Here is a 17,487-nt window from a genome sequence, read left to right as displayed (position 1 = left end):
TACCTATCCGAGGCTAGGCGCTGGCGAGCAGGTTCGCAGCCGTCACCAAGGACCTTGCACAAGGCCTGGCCGTGCAGTGACACAAGGGAGATGGCGCCCCTGCCATGCTGTAATTGCTTAGCCTCACTGAGGTTCCAGAATCTCGGATATCGAACCGATAGGGAGCCCAAATTGCGTCGCTCCCTCTCTGAGTTCTGGATAGGCGGAGTAGAGGAGGGCCAATGCCTCCCGCCAAACTTCCGTGTTGCCCCGCGCGTGTAGCTTGCCCGGGAAGCGCGGACTTATCTCATGTCTCCCAAGCCCAGAGCCTCCGCCCAGCGGCTCACCACTCGCGAAGGCGGTGCGACCCCCAGCGCCACGCGAGGATCTGTGCTGAGGTCACCGAAAGCGACGAGACACAGCGCGGCAAAGGAGGTGCCCTCACGGTGCTCGTTGAGGATGTGCGCCAATCGCCGGCTCCATGCTTGGGCGTCTGTACGCGTGGTGGCCGGCATGAGGTCGCCCACGTCTATGACCAGGACCGTCGGCATTGCTTCGCCCTGCCGGCGCTTCCGCTTATCTGTCAGCACCCTGGCGACGAGGTCCTCGACATCAAGACGGGCGACGCTGGACCTGCCGACAGGTGGCGCGAACAGTCTCGGCACGACCGAGCCGGCCTGCCGGAAAGTGACCGTTACGGTGGTGGCCCGCGCGTTTCCGCGGGCCGGTCTCAACACAGCGAAGACGGGGCGGCACTCCTGTTGCAGGCTGAGCCGGACCTCCTCCCTGAGTGCCTCTAGAACGGATGCCCTCACCGCCAAAGGCCGGCTGTCAAGGTGAACTGTTGCGCGGACGCTGGGTGCATAGCGACGTAGCTCGTCGAAGACAAGCCGCACGACCTGCCAACCGACCTCGGGACGAGCAAGGCGTGTGACCTCGACCCCGAGGCCAAGGTCCGGCAGCACGAGATCGGCCGCTGGCGATCCATCTGTCGCACCAAACTCTGGGCGCAGCCCGTGGCGATGCAGCCAGAGGAGTGTGCGCAGTTCGCTCTCGAGGTCAAGCCTGCGCGCTGGAACGTTCGCGGCTCGGAAGTCCCGACGCTTGCCGGCAAGCCGCGGTGTTCCAGTGGCATCGACCGCATCCAGAAGCGACGCCCAGTATGTCCCGAAAGCCGGGCTCCCCTCGAGATGACGATCTGGGCTCATCCACCCTTCGTGGGGAGTCAACGTTGAAGCCCAATCAGGAGGGAGGCCGAGGAAATTTCCTCGCCACGGCCCGAGTCGCAGTCAGCCGATGCCCTGATTAGGTCGTCCAGCCACTGGTCGCGGCAACCGGAGCCCACCGTCCCAGCCCCACCCTTCAGTTGAGGCACGAACCTGACTTCACCGGACTCCCTGGTCGTCGACGAACTGGAGCCGTTACGGCCATCGCCCGAAGAGTCGAGCAGGTCGACGACGGTCCCGCGGGGGAAGGCGGTGCGCTTCATGCCGTTGAACGTAGCGGGGAGCCCTGACAATGAAAGGTGGCCCGAACAATCAGGTCCGTGCGGGCCCTGTGAGAACAGCCGGTGACATGCGTTTATGCATGTCACGGGCCGTTTCTCGCGGGCTCCCCCGGTTGGACTCGAACCAACAACCTGCCGGTTAACAGCCGGCTGCTCTGCCAATTGAGCTACAGGGGATCGCTTTGTGAGCGCTGAGAAACCATAGCAAAACCGCCCACCACCGACCTAATCGGCAGGTCAGTCCAGCCCGATCTCCTCGCGCAGACGCCGCAGCGTGGCCTCGCACTCCGCACGCACCCCCGGCTGATCGAAGCTCACGCCCTTGCCGACGATGACCTGTTCGCTGAGCTCCCCCGTGGCCAGGTTCTTGCGGATCGCCGCCCGCGCCCGCCGGCCGCCCCCGAAGTCGACGAACTCCTCGGACACGACCGACGCCTGCACCCGCTCCCGGAACGCCCCGTGGAAGTCCCGGTCACCGGCCAGGGCGAAGCGCGTCTCCGGCTCGTCGACCCACGTCACCCGCAGCGTCTCGGTGTCCTGGTCCCACGCTCCTCCGTCAACCTCGTGCCACGGCCGCGCCAACGTGACCACGTTCTCGCCCGAGACCACGACGAACCGGAAGGTCGTGATGACGACATGCGCGCCGTCCGCGGTCGCGGCGGCCCCGAGGATCCGCTCACCGCGCCCGAGCCCGACCGCCTTCGCGGTCTCCTTCGCGAGGCTGGTCCGTGGGCCGAAGGGCAGTCGCATCAGGTGTTCCCCTGTCTGAGAGCGGCGAGCTGGCGTTGCAGCCCGAGCAGGTGCGTGGAGGTGTCCCGGGTGGCCGCCGGGTCGGCGTTGGGGTCGGAGGCCATGCGTCGCATCTCCGACATGGCCTCGGCGATGCGTCGGGTCAGCCCCACCTCGGTGACGCGGTCGATGAGCGAGTCGACGTACGACTGCGGCGGCAGACCCGTGGTCTTGTCGAAGACCGTCGGGAGCGTCGAGACTCCGATCTCGTTGATGAGCGGGTGCACGGCGCTCGGCGCGGCCTCGATGACGCGCGAGGTCCACCCGATCTGCGTGTCCTCCGGCGTGGGTGCCCCGACCGTGCGGATCGCCTCGAACAGCGACCGATGCGCCGCCGCGTGGAACGCCACGGGATCGATCCCATCGAGCGCCCCCTTGCTCACTAGATGGGGGTACTGCAGCAGCACCTGCAGCAACTGCCGCTCGGCCTGCACCACCGGATCGCGGAGGTCGGGCCGGGGTAGATCACTCACCTCGTGGGTCGGCTCGGGCCGGCCATTGGCGGAGCGTCGTTCCTCGGGTGTGGTGGACGGGTTCATCGCCATCCGCTGGGCCCGCCCGACCTCGTGCTGCAATTGGCCGGGGTCGACGCCGATCCAGCCGGCGACCTCGCGGATGTACTCGGGCCGCAGCGCCGAATCACGGATGTTGTGGATGATCGGCGCGGCCGCGCGCATCGCCCCGACACGTCCCTCGGCGGTGGACAGGTCGAAGTTCTTCAGCACGGTGCGCACGGCGAACTCGAACATCGGTACCGCATCGTCGATGAGCGCGCGCACCGCGGCGTCGCCCTGGCGCAGGCGCAGGTCGCAGGGGTCCATGCCGTCGGCGGCCACCGCGACGTAGGACTGGCTGGCCCAGCGCTGGTCCTCCGCATAGGCCTTCATCGCGGCCTTCTGCCCGGCGGCGTCACCGTCGAACGTGAAGACGGCGCGCGCCGGGGCCCCGCCCGACTCGTCGCGCATGATGCGCCGCAGCACCTTGATGTGCTCGACGCCGAAGGCCGTTCCGCAGGTGGCGATCGCGTGCGGCACCCCCGCCAGGTGGGCGGCCATGACGTCGGTGTACCCCTCGACGACGACGGCCTTGCGGTCGGTGCTGATGGCCTTCTTCGCCAGGTCCAGCCCGTAGAGCACGTGCGTCTTCTTGTACACCGGCGTCTCGGAGGTGTTGAGGTACTTCGCCGCGATCCGGTCGTCGTCGAACAGTCGCCGCGCACCGAACCCGATGGGGTCGCCGGTGATCTCGCGGATCGGCCACACCAGCCGCCCCCGGAATCGGTCGTACAGGCCACGCGACCCGCGACCGCTGATCCCCGCGGTGGTGAGTTCGTCGTCGGTGAACCCCTTGGTCAGCAGGTGCCGCGTCAGGTCCTCTCCCCCGCGTGGGGCGAAACCGACGCCGAACATCTCCGCAGCCGCGCGATCGAATCCGCGAGAGCGCAGGAAATCCCTGGCCGCACGCGCATCCGGTCGTGACACCAACGCGTCGGCGTAGTACTCCGTGGCCACGCGGTGGGCCTCGATGATGCGGGTGCGACGGCCGAGCCCGCCCTCCTCGCGGCGCGGTCCCGGACCGTCCTCGTAGCGCAGCTCCATGCCGACGCGCGCGGCGAGGCGTTCGACCGACTCGGCAAAGGTCAGGTGGTCGATCTTCATGACGAACGAGATGACGTCGCCGCCCTCGCCGCAGCCGAAACAGTGGAACGCGCCGACGGTCTCGCGGACCGTGAACGACGGGGTCTTCTCGTCGTGGAACGGGCACAGGCCCTTCTGCGACCCGGGGCCGGCCGGGCGGAGCGTGACGTGCTCGCGGACGATGTCCGAGATCGACGTGCGTTCCTTGACCGCCTCGACGTCCTCGGCGCGGATCCGTCCCGCCACGTGCCACCTCCTGCCTCGCGTGCAGCCACCGTGGTGGCGAGTCTACGTGGGTCGCCCCGCTTCCCCGGTCGGGCTACGACCAGCGCGCGTGCAACTCCAACGCCCGCACGTCGGTGAGCTGGGCCACCTGATCGATGATGACCCGCCGCGCGGCCGCGTCGCTGTCGGCACTGCGGTGGTCGGGCAGGAGATCCGCGTCGAGACGAGACTCCGGATCGTCCGTGATCATCGCGACGAGATCGTGGATGACCTGCCGTTGGTCGCGATACAACTGGTCACGTTCGCGGCTGCGCATGACGAAGTGCGCGGCCGTCGCCTTGAGCACCGCCACCTCCGCGCGGACCTGGTCGGGCACGATGAGATCGGCGTCGTAACGGGTCAGGTCGCCCGGTCCGTGCTCCGCCCGCATCGCCACCTCGACCGCCAGGCAGAAGCGGCCGATCAACCGACTCGTCATGTCCTTGATCGCCGCCAACCCGGCCCGCGAGCCGTCGAACGCGGCCGGGACGGCGCCGCTGTGCATGAGCGACTCCAAGCCGCTGCCCAACGCGTCGCGGTCCAGGCCCGAGGAGTACGCGAGGATCGCCTCGGCCAGCACGTCCTCGGCCACCCCCGGGTCACGCAGCGCCCGCACGTCGACGCGTCCCGAGACCACGGCGTCCTCGACGTCGTGCACCGAGTACGCGACGTCGTCGGACCAGTCCATGACCTGCGCCTCGAGGCACTTCACACCCGGAGGCGCCCCCTCGCGCATCCAGTCGAAGACCGGCAGGTCATCGTTATACGCGCCGAATTTCGGTGAGCCAGACGGAGCGTCGTCGCGTCGCCACGGGTACTTCGTCGCCGCGTCGAGGCTGGCGCGGGTCAGGTTGAGGCCGGCCGGCCGCCCGTCGGGGTGTGCTCGCTTGGCCTCGAGTCGGGTGAGGATGCGCAGCGTCTGGGCGTTCCCCTCGAACCCGCCGATGTCCGCGGCGATCTCCCGCAGCGCGCGTTCGCCGTTGTGGCCGAAGGGCGGGTGACCGAGGTCGTGGGCGAGGCACGCGGTGTCGACGACATCGGCGTCGCAGCCCAACGCCGCTCCGAACTCGCGGCCAATCTGGGCGACCTCGAGCGAGTGCGTCAGACGGTTGCGGACGAAGTCGTCGATGCCCGGCTGCAGCACCTGCGTCTTGGCCGAGAGCCGGCGCAGGGCCGACGAGTGGATCAGCCGGCCGCGGTCGCGGGCGAAGTCGTCGCGGTCGGTGCGCTTCTGTTCGGGATCCTCGGCGACCCACCGCTGGCGGTCATGGGGGCTGTAGGTCACGGAGTCGAGAGTAGGCCAGCGCGCCGAGGTCGGCGCAGCCGTCCGGCGTCGGGTTCAGCCGCCCGAGACCGACAGTTCGGCCTCGGCGACCTGACGGCGCTGGGTCTCGCTGAGCTCCGGCGAGTCGAGCCAGCCGTCCGGGAGGGCGACGACGCGCGGCGATCCGGCCCGGCCGCGCGGACCCTCGGCGGCCTCGCCCGGCCACGGCGCGGTCAAGTCGAGGGTGGCGATGAGCCCGTCGAGATCGGTCAGGGAGTTGACCAGCGCGAGCTGGTTGCGCACCGACGAGCCGGCCCGGAACCCCTTGAGGTACCAGGCGATGTGCTTGCGGATGTCGCGGCAGGCCCGCAACTCGTCTCCGTCGTAGAAGTCGGTGAGGTACTCGGCGTGCCGGCGCAGGGTTACCGTGACCTCGCCGAGGGTGGGCTGCACGCGCGCGTTGCTGCCGGCGAACGCGGCCGCGAGGTCGGTGAACAGCCATGGCCGGCCCAGGCAACCGCGGCCGACGACCACGCCATCGGCGCCGGTCTGCGCGACCATCGCGATCGCGTCCTCCGCCGACCAGATGTCACCGTTGCCGAGCACCGGAATGGAGGTCACCGTCTCCTTCAGGCGGGTGATCGCCTCCCATCTCGCCTGGCCGGAGTACGCCTGCGCTGCCGTGCGTGCGTGGAGGGCGACGGCCGCGGCCCCCTCCGCTTCGGCGATCCGGCCTGCGTCGAGGTAGGTGAGGTGATCGTCGTCGATACCGATGCGCATCTTGACGGTCACCGGCACGTCGCGCTTGGCGCCCTCGGTCACCGCGGCGCGCACGATCGCGCGGAACAGGTCACGCTTCCACGGCAGCGCCGAGCCGCCGCCCTTGCGTGTCACCTTCGGGACGGGGCAGCCGAAGTTCATGTCGATGTGGTCCGCGCGGTCCTCCTGGACGAGGATCCGGGCCGCGGCGGCCGTGGTCGCCGGGTCGACGCTGTAGAGCTGCACGGAGCGCGGTTGCTCGTCGGGGTCGTGTTCGATCAGGCGCATCGTCTCGGGGGTGCGTTCGACGAGAGCGCGCGAGGTGATCATCTCGGAGACGTACAGGCTCTTGGCGCCGCTGGCTCCCCCGGCGGCGAGGCCCTCGGTGCCGTATTCGCGGCACAGGCGGCGGAAGGCCCGGTTGGTGATGCCGGCCATCGGGGCCAGGACGACAGGCGACTCGATGGTCAGCGGGCCGATCTGCAGCGGGGGCAGGACGGGGGCCGCGGCCGCGGTGGGGGCGGCTGCGGTCGGGGTCGTGTTCGGAGCGGGGAGCGTGGCGGTGACGTGCATGACCTGCCCATTCTCCCACCTCAGCGAGGGTGCCCCGAATGCTGCGCGTTGTCCACAGCCAAACGCCGGTTCAGCGCATTGGTTGGGGCCGCGACGTAGACTCTCTACATGGCACTGAGCGCGTCAGAGTACTTCGAGGCTGGGATGTCCCTGCCCCCTGAACTGCGCAAGGACGTCGCGCTTTGACTCCTTGAGTCGGTGGAGTCGGAGACCACGCTCGACCCCGCTGCCGAGGAATGGCTGAGGACGGTGGCGGCAGATGCGTACGACGCACTGAAGGCTGACCCCTCGCGAGCTATCCCCGCAGACGAGGTCCGAGCACACTTCCAAGCCAAGTGGGCTGCTCGCTCGTGACGGGCAGGGTGCGCTACACCCCTGAAGCACGATCCGTAAGCGAACCTTGATCGTGTATGAGACCGACCACGGTTCCGGTTCAGATGTCGTCAACATCGTCGGCGTGTTCCACGGAGGACAGGACTGGGAGTCTGCCGTGTCCTCGGGAACACTCGGCCCCATGGACTGACCCAGCGAGCGCCCTCTCGGGGAGACTGGAGGCATGAGCGCCCTGATCTCCACCGCTGATCTCGACCGTCTCTTGACCACGTCGCCGCGGACCACCGTCATCATTGACGCCCGCTGGGTCATGGGCGGAGCGTCGCAGCGCCCGGCGTACCTGGCCGCGCACCTTCCGGGGGCGCACCACGTCGACGTCGAGGCCGAACTGTCTGGCGTCGCCGGGCCGCACGGGCGTCACCCGCTGCCGACGCCGGTGTCGGTGCAAGCCGTGGTCAACCGCTGTGGGATCAACCCAGACAGCACGGTGATCGTGTACGACGACCAGAACTCGCTACCCGCGGCCCGGGTGTGGTGGACGCTGCGCTACTTCGGCGTCGCCGACGTGCGCGTCCTCGACGGTGGCTGGGCGGCGTGGACGCGCGCGGATCTGCCCACCGAGAGCGGCATCCCAGCGCCCGGGCGCGGCACGCTGGCCGTCTCCCCCGGACACCTGCCGATCCTCGACGCAGCCGGAGCCGCCAAGACCGCGATGGAGGGCGTTCTGCTCGACGCGCGCACCCTCGAGCGGTTCCGCGGCGAGCACGAGCCGATCGACAAGGTGGCCGGTCACATTCCCGGAGCGGTGAACACGCCCATGGCCGACACCCTCGACTCCCAGGGTCGGTTGCGGCCGGCGAGTGAGCTGCGCTCCTACTTCGCGGAGCACGGTGGCGGCCCGGCCAAGCCCATCGGCACAACGTGCGGTTCGGACATCACCGCCGCGCACACGGCCCTGGCCCTGACCGAGGCCGGCTTCGACGCGGCCGTGTACATCGGCTCGTGGAGCGATTGGATCACCGACCCGACCAGGCCCGTCGCCACCGGCGCCTGAACTCAGCCGAGCACGACAACCAGGTCCGGCTGCGGACGCCCGACGGCCCGCGCCTCGCGGCCCCACTCGGCCAGGCAAGCCACGAGGTCACCGGCCACCTGCGTGACCTCGGCCTGCGCAGGCTCGTCACGAAGATCCGCTTCGAGCACCGCCTCGTAGAACGGTAGGGCCTCGAGCGCCTGGGCATACTCCACCCGCCCCACCTGCGGGAGCGCCGTGACCTCCAGACCGAGTCGCGGCGTACGGCTCAACCACGCCTGGGGCAGGTGATCCCCCGGCACTCCCAGGCGAGTCAGCGCCTCCGCCACGCCTTCGGCCGCATCCCACGGCATCATCTCGATCGCCCAGGCCCACGCCCGGCAGACGCGGTCCAGCGCGTACCAGTACATCCGGCCGCCACCGGGCACCCACGGCCCACCCGCCAGGACGGTACGCAAAGCCTCATCGGCACTGACCACCTGCTGGCCGAACGGCACCGTCTCCGGCTCCCACGCCGCCCGCTCATCGATGACCGCCGCCAGGCCTTCGTACTCCTCGGCCGGGCGCCCCAGCACCGCCCGAACCTCGTCCAGACTGACCGAGATCAGGGTCAGCGTCGTTGCACGCATGCCTGCAGCCCCACGTCCGAAGGCGTCAGCAGCCGATGAGCCGCGCGGCCAACCAGCCCTCGACCTTGTCCAGGCCGACCCGCTCCTGCGCCATGGTGTCGCGCTCGCGGATCGTCACGGCCTGGTCCTCGAGCGTGTCGAAGTCCACGGTGATGCAGAACGGAGTACCGATCTCGTCCTGACGGCGGTACCGCTTGCCGATCGCGCCGGCGTCGTCGAAGTCGATGTTCCAGTTCTTGCGCAGCGCGGCGGCCAGATCGCGCGCCTTCGGCGACAGGTCGGCGTTGCGCGACAGCGGCAGCACCGCCGCCTTGACCGGCGACAGACGCGGGTCGAGGCGCAGCACGACGCGCTTGTCGACGCCGCCCTTGGTGTTCGGCGCCTCGTCCTCGGCGTACGCGTCGACGAGGAACGTCATCATCGACCGCCCCAGACCGGCCGCTGGCTCGATGACGTAGGGCGTGTACTTCTCTCCGCTCGTCTGGTCGAAATACACCATGTCGGTGCCGGAGTGCTTGCTGTGGGTGCCCAGGTCGAAGTCGGTGCGGTTGGCGATGCCCTCGAGCTCACCCCACTCGCTGCCGGTGAAGTTGAAGCGGTACTCGATGTCGACGGTGCGCTTGGAGTAGTGCGACAGCTTGTCCTGCGGATGCTCGAAGTGGCGCAGGTTGTCGGCGTTGATCCCGAGGTCGGTGTACCAGCGGGTGCGCTCGTCGATCCAGTACTGGTGCCACTCCTCGTCCTCACCGGGCTTGACGAAGAACTCCATCTCCATCTGCTCGAACTCGCGGGTGCGGAAGATGAAGTTGCCCGGCGTGATCTCGTTGCGGAACGACTTGCCGGTCTGCGCGATGCCGAATGGCGGCTTCTTGCGCGAGGACTGCAGCACGTTGAGGAAGTTGATGAAGATGCCCTGGGCGGTCTCCGGGCGCAGGTAGTGCAGGCCGGTCTCGTCCTCGATGACGCCGAGGTACGTCTTGAGCATCATGTTGAACTCGCGCGGGGCGGTCCACTGGCCGACGGTGCCACAGTCGGGGCAGACGATCTCGCTCATCGGCACGTCGTCGGGGTTGATCTCCTTGCCCTTCTTGGCTGCCTTGGCCGCGAAGTCCTCCTGCAGGTGGTCCTGGCGGCGGCGCTTGTGGCAGTTGAGGCACTCGACGAGCGGGTCGGTGAACGTGCCGACGTGACCGGAGGCGACCCACGTCTCGCGCGGCAGGATGATCGAGGAGTCCAGCCCGACGACGTCCTCACGCGCGTGCACCATGGACTTCCACCACTGGCGGCGCACGTTCTCCTTGAGTTCGACACCCAGCGGCCCGTAGTCCCACGCGGATCGGGTACCGCCATAGATGTCACCGCTGGGGAAGACGAAGCCCCGGCGCTTGCACAGGGAAACAACGGTGTCGACGGTGGAGATCTGCTTGGCCATGGGCGACAGGCTACCCAGCGGTCCCGGACACGACCGAACCCGGCTCGCAGGCTGGGCGTAGGCTGCCCCGCATGTCGAATGCGCAGCGCCCGGTGACCCACCTCCCAGACCTGCCGGACACCGCCTTCCACCGAGCCAGCCAGCCCTTCATGCGGGCCTTTCGCGAGCACGCGACCTTGACGTTGGTCATGGTCGGAGCGCTGTTGGTCGCCTCGTTCTTCCTCGGCACCTATGGCTGGATCCCCCTGCTGCTCGTCACACTCTTCATGCTGTGGATGGCGCTGTACTCGTGGACGATGCTGACCAACATCGAACGCCTCATGCGGATCGCCGTGCTCGTCCTGTTCGTGTCCGTGACCCTGGTGCGCGCGTTCCCGAAGTAACCCAACCCGGGTGCCACGAGCCCCCACTTCCGGGGCTGAATTGACAACCATTCTCAGGTCAACCGAGAATGAGGATCATGAAGCGTTCCCTTGCCGCCCTGTGCGCACTCGTCCCCCTCGTTGCCGTCTCCGCGTGCGGCAGCAGCAGCTCCGACGCCAACGGTGACACCGCGGCCGGCGCCGACCAGCTCGCCGTGACGACGTCTTTCTACCCGCTGCAGTACGCGCTGGACCGCATCGGCGGGGAGCACGTGAAGGTGACGAACCTGACCGGCCCGGGCGTGGAGCCGCACGACCTCGAGCTGACCCCGAAGGCGATCGGTGGCCTGCAGGAATCCAAGCTCGTCGTCTACCTCTCCGGCTTCCAGCCGGCCGTCGACGACGCGGTCAAGAACATCACCACCGCGAAGTTCGACGTCGCCGACGCGGCGCATCTCGAAGCGGCGACCCAGGACGATGGTCACGACCACGGTGGGGATACACACGCCGGTGAGGAGCACGCCAACGAGGCGGCCGCCAACGACCCGCACTTCTGGCTGGACCCGACGCGCTACGCCGACGTCGCCGACGCCATGGCCAAGGAACTGGCGAAGGTCGACCCGGGCAACGCCGACACCTACACCGCCAACGCCACGGCACTGAAGACCGACCTGAAGACCCTCGACACCGAGTACCGCACGGGTCTGAAGTCCTGCAAGCAGAAGGACCTCGTCACCTCGCACGCGGCATTCGGCTACCTGGCCGAGGCCTACGGCTTCCACCAGGTCGGCATCTCCGGCCTCTCCCCCGACACCGAGCCGACCGCGAAGCAGCTGGCCGACGCGGTGACCCACATCAAGGAAGCCGGCGCCTCCACGGTGTACGCCGAGACGCTGCTGCCCAAGGACACCGCCGAGACCGTGGCCAAGGAGGCCGGCGCCCAGGTCAAGGTCCTCGACCCGATCGAGGGAATCACCAACGAGTCCGCCGGCACGGACTACCTTGAGGTCATGCGCTCGAACCTCAGCACGCTCAAGGCCGGCCAGGAATGCGGGTGACCCCCACGGTCTCCCCACTGAGCTCCGGTTCGACCGACCCGGTCATCGACCTGCGATCGGCCGCCTTCGGGTACGCCGAACGCACGATCATCACCGACATCGATCTGACCGTCCACCCCGGTGAGGTCGTCGCCGTGCTCGGTCCCAACGGATCGGGCAAGTCCACGCTCGTCAAGGGCCTGGTGGGCCTGGCGCAGCACACCGCCGGGGAGGTGCGTCTCTTCGGCGAACCGCTCGATCACGTCCACGACCGCTGGCGGCTGGGCTACGTGCCCCAGCGACACACCCTGGCGACCTCACTGCGCTCCACCGTGGGCGAGGTCGTCGGGGTGGGCCGCGTCGCCCACACCCCATGGTGGGCGCCGTGGCGCGCCGGGTCCGCGGAGAACAGGCAGCTCATCGCGCAGAGCCTCTCCCTCGTCGGCCTCGGTGATCAGCAGCGCACCGATGTCACCACCCTCTCCGGTGGCCAGCAGCGCCGGGTCCTGATCGCCCGAGCCCTCGCGGCCCAGCCGGAGGCGATTCTCATGGACGAGCCGACGGCCGGGGTCGACCGCGCCAACCAGCAGGTGCTCGGTGAGGTCCTCACCCGCCTCGCCGCCGCCGGTCGCACCATGGTCATCGTCACGCATGAGCTCGAGGCCATCCGTCCGGCGGTGACCCGGGCCGTGGCCATCGACTCTGGCCGCATCATCTACGACGGCCCGCCCGACGCCATCGACACCTCGATCTCCGGGCACGTCCATCACCACCACGATGACGACGATGACACCGCGGGTGTGGGCGCGCCGACCCTGACCGCACCCCACCCCATGCCACCCGTGGAGCGACCCCATGCCTGAGTTCCTCGCCTTCGACTTCATGCGGGCCTCACTGCTGGCGGCACTGCTCGTGGGCACCGCCGCCCCGATGGTCGGCATCCACATCGTCCAGCGCCAGATGTCGCTGATCGGTGACGGACTCGGTCACGTCGCCCTCGCCGGTGTCGGCATCGGCGTGGTCACCGGCAATGAGCCCGTCTTCACCGCCCTGATCGTCACCGTCATCGCCGCCGTGGCGATCGAACTCATCCGGTCGGTCGGGCGCACCTCCGGAGACCTCGCCCTGGCGGTGATGTTCTACGGCGGCATCGCCCTGGGTGTCGTGTTGCTCTCGAAGGCCCCGGCCGGCACGCCGGCCAACACGAGTTCGTACCTCTTCGGCGCGATCAACACGGTCACGAACACGGACCTGGCGACCTTCACCGTGTTGGCCGTCATCGTCGTGGCCACCACGACCCTGCTGCGCTCCCGCCTGTACGCCATCGCCCAGGACGAGGATTTCGCCCGCTCGGCCGGCCTGCCGGTCGTGTTCGTCAACATCCTGCTGTCGGTGCTCACCGCCGTCACCGTGGTCGTCTCGATGCGGGTCGTGGGTCTGCTGCTCATCAGCGCCCTGATGATCCTGCCCAACGCGACCGGCCAGACCCTGGGTCGCAGCTTCCGCTCGTCGCTGTGGCTGGCCGTCGGCATCGGCATCGTGTGCAGCACCGGCGGCGTCATCGCCTCCTACTACGCCGACACCCCCTCGGGCGGGTCGATCGTCCTGGTCCTCATCGCGGTGTTCGCCGTCGCCCAGCTCGGAGCGTGGCTCGTCCGGGTCGTGCGCGGACGTCACCAGTCGTCGTTGGCCACGCACCCGCACGTCCACTGGGAGGACTGTGGGCACGAGGCCGTGGCGCACGGAGACCACGTCGACTATGTCCACGACGGGCAGCGCCATGCCGCGCACGGCGACCATTGGGACGAGCACGGCCCCGACGCCGAGAAGCACGCGTCGAAGGCCCCGGTCAGAAAGTAGGTGACAATAGGTCGATGACCACCACACCTGCTCGCCGCGTGACGAAGCAACGCGTCGCCATCGCCGACCAGTTGGAACGCTCCGAGGCCTTCCTCAGCGCCCAGGACCTGCACGCCGCCCTGAGCCGGTCCGGCGAGCGCATCGGTCTGGCCACGGTCTACCGCACCCTGTCGGCCATGGCCACCGACGGTGAGCTCGATGTCCGACGTACCGACGACGGCGAGGCGCTCTACCGACGCTGCGACACCGAGGGCCACCACCACCACATGGTCTGCCGCACCTGCGGGCGCACCGTCGAGATCGGCGGCCCGAAGCTGGAGGAGTGGCTCGCCGAGGTCAGCGGTCGATTCGGGTACGTCGACATCGACCACACGGTGGAGATCACCGGGACCTGCCCGGAGTGTGCCGCGAAGGCGTGAACTACGCCCGGGTAAGTCAGCGCTGGGGCGCGTCCACGGCTCCTCCGTATCGCCGGTCGCGGCGCGCGTAGGTCTCGATGGCCGCCCACAGGTGGCGCCGGTCGTAGTCCGGCCAGAGCGTGTCCTGGAACACCATCTCGGCGTAGGCGCTCTGCCACAGCAGGAAGTTGCTCGTGCGCTGCTCCCCGCTCGATCGGATGAACAGATCGACATCCGGCATCGTCGGCTCGGTGAGGTAGCGCGCGATCGTGCGTTCGTCGATCCCGCTGCCCTTGAGCCGCCCGCGGCGCACATCCTCGGCAATCGCCCGGGTCGCGTCGACGATCTCGGCCCGACCGCCGTAATTGACGCAGAAGTACAGGGTCAGCCCGGTGTTGTGCTTGGTCATCTCCTGGGCGATCTCGAGTTCCTTGATGACCGACCCCCACAACCGAGGGCGGCGGCCCACCCACCGCATGCGCACGCCCCACGCATTGAGCTGATCGCGACGGCGATGGATGACATCGCGGTTGAACCCCATGAGGAAGCGCACCTCCTCGGGCGAGCGCTTCCAGTTCTCCGTCGAGAAGGCGTATGCCGACAGGTGCGACACACCGATGTCAATGGCACCGGCGACGACGTCGAGCAACGCCCCCTCCCCCGCCTCGTGGCCCTTCGTACGCGGCAGCCCCCGCTCGTTGGCCCACCGACCGTTGCCGTCCATGACCACGGCGACGTGGTTGGGGATCAGCTCGGCCGGGATCGGCGGCGGGGTGGCACCGGTCGGGTGCGGGTACGGACGTGCGTAGGCCATACGGGTCATCCTGCCGTGCCGGTGCGGTCGACCAACCGCAGGGAGCGCACGCCACGCTCGAGGTGCCACTGCAGATAGGCCGCGACCAAACCGGCCGCCTCGCGACAGTGACGCGGCTGCGTGGCATCGGCGATGGCCCAGTCCCCGGTCAACAGCGCCGCGAGGTGGCGCAGCACGTCCGGATGCGGGGCGGCGGCGCCGGGCAGTCGACAGGACGAACAGACCACGCCACCGGAGGGGATGTGGAACGCCCGATGCGGCCCCTCGGCCCCGCACATCGCGCAGTCGTGGAAGCTGGGCGCCCACCCGGCGATGGCCAGCGCGCGGGTGAGGTACGCGTCGAGCAGCACCCCCGGGTCGTGGTCACGTTGAGCCAGGGAGCGCAGCGCGCCCGCCAGGAGGAGGTAGTGCTGCGTGGCCGGTTCATGCTCTTCGGTGAGTCGATCCGCGGTCTCGAGCATCGCCGATCCGGCCGTGTAGAGGTCGTAGTCGCGGGCGATCGCGTCACCCCACGGATCGATCGTCTCGGCCTGGGTCACGGTGTCCAGCGAGCGCCCCTCGTAGCACTGGAGGTCGACGCGCATGGCCGGCTCGAGCCGGGCTCCGAAACGCGATTTCGTGCGTCGGACCCCCTTGCCGACGACGCGCAACTTGCCCCGGTTGCGGCTGAGCACGGTGACGATGCGGTCTGCCTCACCCAACTTGTGGGTGCGCAGGACGATCGCTTCGTCACGGTAGAGGGGCATACCCACCATTGTCCCCCGCCGCGCGACCATGCCGATGCCGCGACACTCGCCGGAGCATCGTCGAACACGTGATCGAGATCGTGTAGACTCGAACGCATGTCCAGTGCTGCATGGCAGGGATCGGTCCAAGGGTGCCTCTGGGATGATGCGGCGACCCCGGAGTTCGGGCGCGTCGCGCCACTGCGCACACCCTTGGCCCGCGGAGCGTGGGTCGACCATCAGCCCGGCTGGTTGACCGGCTCCGATGCGGTCTTCGACGCACTGGTCGCGGACGTCGACTGGCGGGCCGACACCCGGCAGATGTACGACAACGTCGTGGCGGTGCCGCGACTGACGCGCACCTACGGCGAACGCGACGCACTCCCCCACGATTGCCTGACCGCGGCCCGAGCGGCACTCTCGGCGCACTACCGCGCCGAACTGGGTGAGGGGTTCGCCACGGTCGGGTTGTGCCACTACCGCAACGGCGCCGACTCGGTCGCGTGGCACGGTGATCGGATCGGTCGGTCACGCGACGCCGACACCATGGTCGCCATCCTCTCGCTCGGCGAGGCCCGGCCGCTGTTGTTGCGACCACGCGGTGGCGGAGCGTCGATCCGCTTCCTCCTCGGGCATGGTGACCTCCTCGTCATGGGCGGGTCCTGTCAGCGGACCTGGGATCACGCCGTACCGAAGACGCGCCGCCCGGTCGGCCCACGCATCTCCGCGCAGTTTCGACCGCGCGGAGTGTGGTGAGTAGCGTCCACCCCCCTGTCGCCGAGTGATGGTTTCGGGCCGCCTCAGGACTCCTGAGGCGACCCGAAACCATCACTCGGCGGGGGTTGTGGCGAACCGGGTACGGGTACTCACTCGATCGCGCGTACGAGCCGCACGAATACTCAGGTGGCGCAACGTGAATGGGAGAAGACTGGAGATGGCGCATCGGTGCACCACGCTCACCCTCCAGGAGGTCATCATGCTCGCGTCTCGTCGACCATTGCGCGACGACAATCCCGCCACGACGGTGGTGGACGCCTTGGTGGCCAAGGGATTGATCGCCAGCCAGGACGCCGCCACGGCAGGCTCGGTCGTGCGCGGTGTGCTCTCCTCAGAAGTGCCCGAGCGGGATCGCCGTCTGCGCGGGATCATGGCCGAGGTGGCCGGATACCTCGGTGGGGTGCTCGTGGTTGCGGCCGTGGCGGTCGCGCTCGCCACCCAATGGGTCGCGTTGTCCACCACGGCCCGGTACTGGGCGCTCGCCGGTTGTGTCGCGGTGCTCGCCGTCGCCGGCATGGCGGTGATGGTCGTCAGCGGTGGCCGCGACGCCACCGCCGTCGTCGACGCTCGGCGGCGTCTGACCGCGCTCCTGCTCACCGGGGCGGCCGTCGTGACCGGGCCAAGTGTGGCGTACTGGGCCGACAACGAAACGGCGATCCAACCACACTGGATCTCCGTGCTGGCGTCGGGCCTGGTGGCCGTCCTGGCGATCGGCGTGTACCTGCTACTGACGAACGGGCTGACCCACGTCGTGTTCGCGGGAGCCCTGATGTTCCTCAGCGAGGCGCTGTCGAATGCCGTCTTCGAATCGTCCATCATGGCGGCCTATGCGGTGGCCTCGGCGTTCTTGACGCTGGCGGCGATCTGGGTCCTGGCCGCCGAAATCGGGTGGCTGCGTGAGAAGACGCTGGGTCGACTGGTCGGTGGCGTCATCGCCTTCTGGGGCGCACAGTTGCTGGTCATCGCCGCCAGTTGGGGAGGCCTCGACCGCGGCGCGGCCTGGACGGGATACCTGGCCCTGGCCGTGGTGGGCACCGTCGGCTTCGTCCTGTACATCCGCCTGCAGGCTTGGCCCTACCTGGTGCTCGGGGTGGTCGCCCTGACGGCCGCCGCGACGGAGGCCGCCGTCGATTGGTCCGAGGGGTCGTTGGGTGCGGCCGGCGCGCTGCTCGTGGCCGGCGCCGTCCTGCTCGGGGCGAGCGCGCTGGGTCTGCGTCTGCGTCGGCGGGACCAGCACTCCGGCGGTGCCGGCAGCTCCCACGCACTGGCCGGGTGAGACCCCCGCGAGTGACCTGCGCCGAGTGATGGTTTCGGG

General features: G+C 69.0%; 18 protein-coding genes and 1 tRNA gene. 8 read left to right on the top strand and 11 right to left on the bottom strand.

Annotated features, from left to right (window positions below; translation table 11 throughout):
* Positions 1–281: 281 nt before the first annotated feature.
* The 7 genes from KD1_RS01210 to dusB all read right to left on the bottom strand — a co-directional run bounded on the left by KD1_RS01210 (position 282) and on the right by dusB (position 6,772).
* Complete coding sequence (locus KD1_RS01210) at positions 282–1,187, bottom strand: hypothetical protein (protein WP_157073096.1); 906 nt, start codon at positions 1,185–1,187, stop codon at positions 282–284.
* A 17-nt stretch (positions 1,188–1,204) separates the two neighbouring features.
* Positions 1,205–1,468 (bottom strand): hypothetical protein, encoded by a 264-nt coding sequence (locus KD1_RS01205; RefSeq protein WP_068396359.1) that lies wholly within the window; start codon positions 1,466–1,468, stop codon positions 1,205–1,207.
* Positions 1,469–1,590: 122 nt separating this feature from the next.
* Positions 1,591–1,663: transfer RNA gene (locus KD1_RS01200), tRNA-Asn, on the bottom strand.
* A gap of 60 nt (positions 1,664–1,723) precedes the next feature.
* Positions 1,724–2,236, bottom strand: coding sequence for a hypothetical protein (locus tag KD1_RS01195; protein WP_068396356.1), 513 nt, complete (start codon positions 2,234–2,236; stop codon positions 1,724–1,726).
* On the bottom strand, positions 2,236–4,158 hold the full coding sequence (dnaG, locus tag KD1_RS01190; RefSeq protein WP_068396353.1) for a DNA primase: 1,923 nt from the start codon (positions 4,156–4,158) through the stop codon (positions 2,236–2,238). Before dnaG ends, KD1_RS01195 begins: the two co-directional genes overlap by 1 nt.
* Before the next feature lie 73 nt (positions 4,159–4,231).
* Positions 4,232–5,461: a deoxyguanosinetriphosphate triphosphohydrolase gene (locus KD1_RS01185; RefSeq protein ID WP_068396350.1), complete on the bottom strand. Its 1,230-nt coding sequence runs from the start codon at positions 5,459–5,461 to the stop codon at positions 4,232–4,234.
* Between the two features lie 54 nt (positions 5,462–5,515).
* Entirely contained in the window at positions 5,516–6,772 is a 1,257-nt protein-coding gene (gene dusB, locus KD1_RS01180) for a tRNA dihydrouridine synthase DusB (RefSeq protein WP_068396347.1), read from the bottom strand.
* Between the two features lie 556 nt (positions 6,773–7,328).
* On the opposite strand from dusB, the gene KD1_RS01175 reads away from it, so the two are divergent.
* Positions 7,329–8,159, top strand: a complete 831-nt coding sequence (locus tag KD1_RS01175) for a sulfurtransferase (protein WP_068396344.1) — start codon at positions 7,329–7,331, stop codon at positions 8,157–8,159.
* A 2-nt stretch (positions 8,160–8,161) separates the two neighbouring features.
* On the opposite strand, the gene KD1_RS01170 is transcribed toward KD1_RS01175, so the two are convergent.
* Together KD1_RS01170 and KD1_RS01165 are read right to left on the bottom strand one after the other, a co-directional pair.
* Positions 8,162–8,767: a DUF7691 family protein gene (locus KD1_RS01170; RefSeq protein ID WP_068396342.1), complete on the bottom strand. Its 606-nt coding sequence runs from the start codon at positions 8,765–8,767 to the stop codon at positions 8,162–8,164.
* Positions 8,768–8,792: 25 nt separating this feature from the next.
* Positions 8,793–10,199 carry a glycine--tRNA ligase gene (locus tag KD1_RS01165; protein ID WP_068396336.1) on the bottom strand — a complete coding sequence of 469 codons (1,407 nt, stop codon included), beginning with the start codon at positions 10,197–10,199 and terminating at the stop codon, positions 8,793–8,795.
* Between the two features lie 71 nt (positions 10,200–10,270).
* On the opposite strand from KD1_RS01165, the gene KD1_RS01160 reads away from it, so the two are divergent.
* From KD1_RS01160 to KD1_RS01140, 5 genes are all read left to right on the top strand, one after another.
* Positions 10,271–10,582, top strand: a complete 312-nt coding sequence (locus KD1_RS01160; protein WP_068396334.1) for a DUF6703 family protein — start codon at positions 10,271–10,273, stop codon at positions 10,580–10,582.
* Positions 10,583–10,659: 77 nt separating this feature from the next.
* Positions 10,660–11,619, top strand: coding sequence for a metal ABC transporter substrate-binding protein (locus KD1_RS01155; RefSeq protein WP_068396327.1), 960 nt, complete (start codon positions 10,660–10,662; stop codon positions 11,617–11,619).
* Positions 11,616–12,461: a metal ABC transporter ATP-binding protein gene (locus KD1_RS01150; RefSeq protein ID WP_245627226.1), complete on the top strand. Its 846-nt coding sequence runs from the start codon at positions 11,616–11,618 to the stop codon at positions 12,459–12,461. The genes KD1_RS01155 and KD1_RS01150 overlap by 4 nt, the downstream gene beginning before the upstream one ends.
* On the top strand, positions 12,454–13,458 hold the full coding sequence (locus KD1_RS01145; RefSeq protein ID WP_068396325.1) for a metal ABC transporter permease: 1,005 nt from the start codon (positions 12,454–12,456) through the stop codon (positions 13,456–13,458). The genes KD1_RS01150 and KD1_RS01145 overlap by 8 nt, the downstream gene beginning before the upstream one ends.
* 14 nt (positions 13,459–13,472) lie before the next feature.
* Positions 13,473–13,877, top strand: coding sequence for a Fur family transcriptional regulator (locus KD1_RS01140; protein ID WP_068396317.1), 405 nt, complete (start codon positions 13,473–13,475; stop codon positions 13,875–13,877).
* A 16-nt stretch (positions 13,878–13,893) separates the two neighbouring features.
* Here the strand turns inward: KD1_RS01140 and KD1_RS01135 are convergent, their stop codons facing one another.
* Both KD1_RS01135 and recO read right to left on the bottom strand, forming a co-directional pair.
* Entirely contained in the window at positions 13,894–14,679 is a 786-nt protein-coding gene (locus tag KD1_RS01135) for an isoprenyl transferase (protein ID WP_157073095.1), read from the bottom strand.
* A complete protein-coding gene (gene recO / locus KD1_RS01130; RefSeq protein ID WP_068396312.1) occupies positions 14,676–15,416 on the bottom strand; it encodes a DNA repair protein RecO in 741 nt (246 codons plus the stop codon). The genes KD1_RS01135 and recO overlap by 4 nt, the downstream gene beginning before the upstream one ends.
* 96 nt (positions 15,417–15,512) lie before the next feature.
* Here recO and KD1_RS01125 point away from each other — a divergent pair, with 96 nt between their 5' ends.
* Positions 15,513–16,151, top strand: a complete 639-nt coding sequence (locus KD1_RS01125; protein ID WP_068396310.1) for an alpha-ketoglutarate-dependent dioxygenase AlkB — start codon at positions 15,513–15,515, stop codon at positions 16,149–16,151.
* Between the two features lie 178 nt (positions 16,152–16,329).
* Positions 16,330–17,448, top strand: a complete 1,119-nt coding sequence (locus tag KD1_RS01120; protein WP_068396309.1) for a hypothetical protein — start codon at positions 16,330–16,332, stop codon at positions 17,446–17,448.
* The last annotated feature ends 39 nt before the right edge of the window (positions 17,449–17,487 follow it).

The sequence above is a fragment of the Kribbia dieselivorans NBRC 106261 genome (assembly GCF_001552435.1).
Taxonomy (GTDB): domain Bacteria; phylum Actinomycetota; class Actinomycetes; order Actinomycetales; family Dermatophilaceae; genus Kribbia; species Kribbia dieselivorans.
Note: the sequence above shows the minus strand (reverse complement) of the source record. Positions and strands in the feature narration are given on the sequence as shown.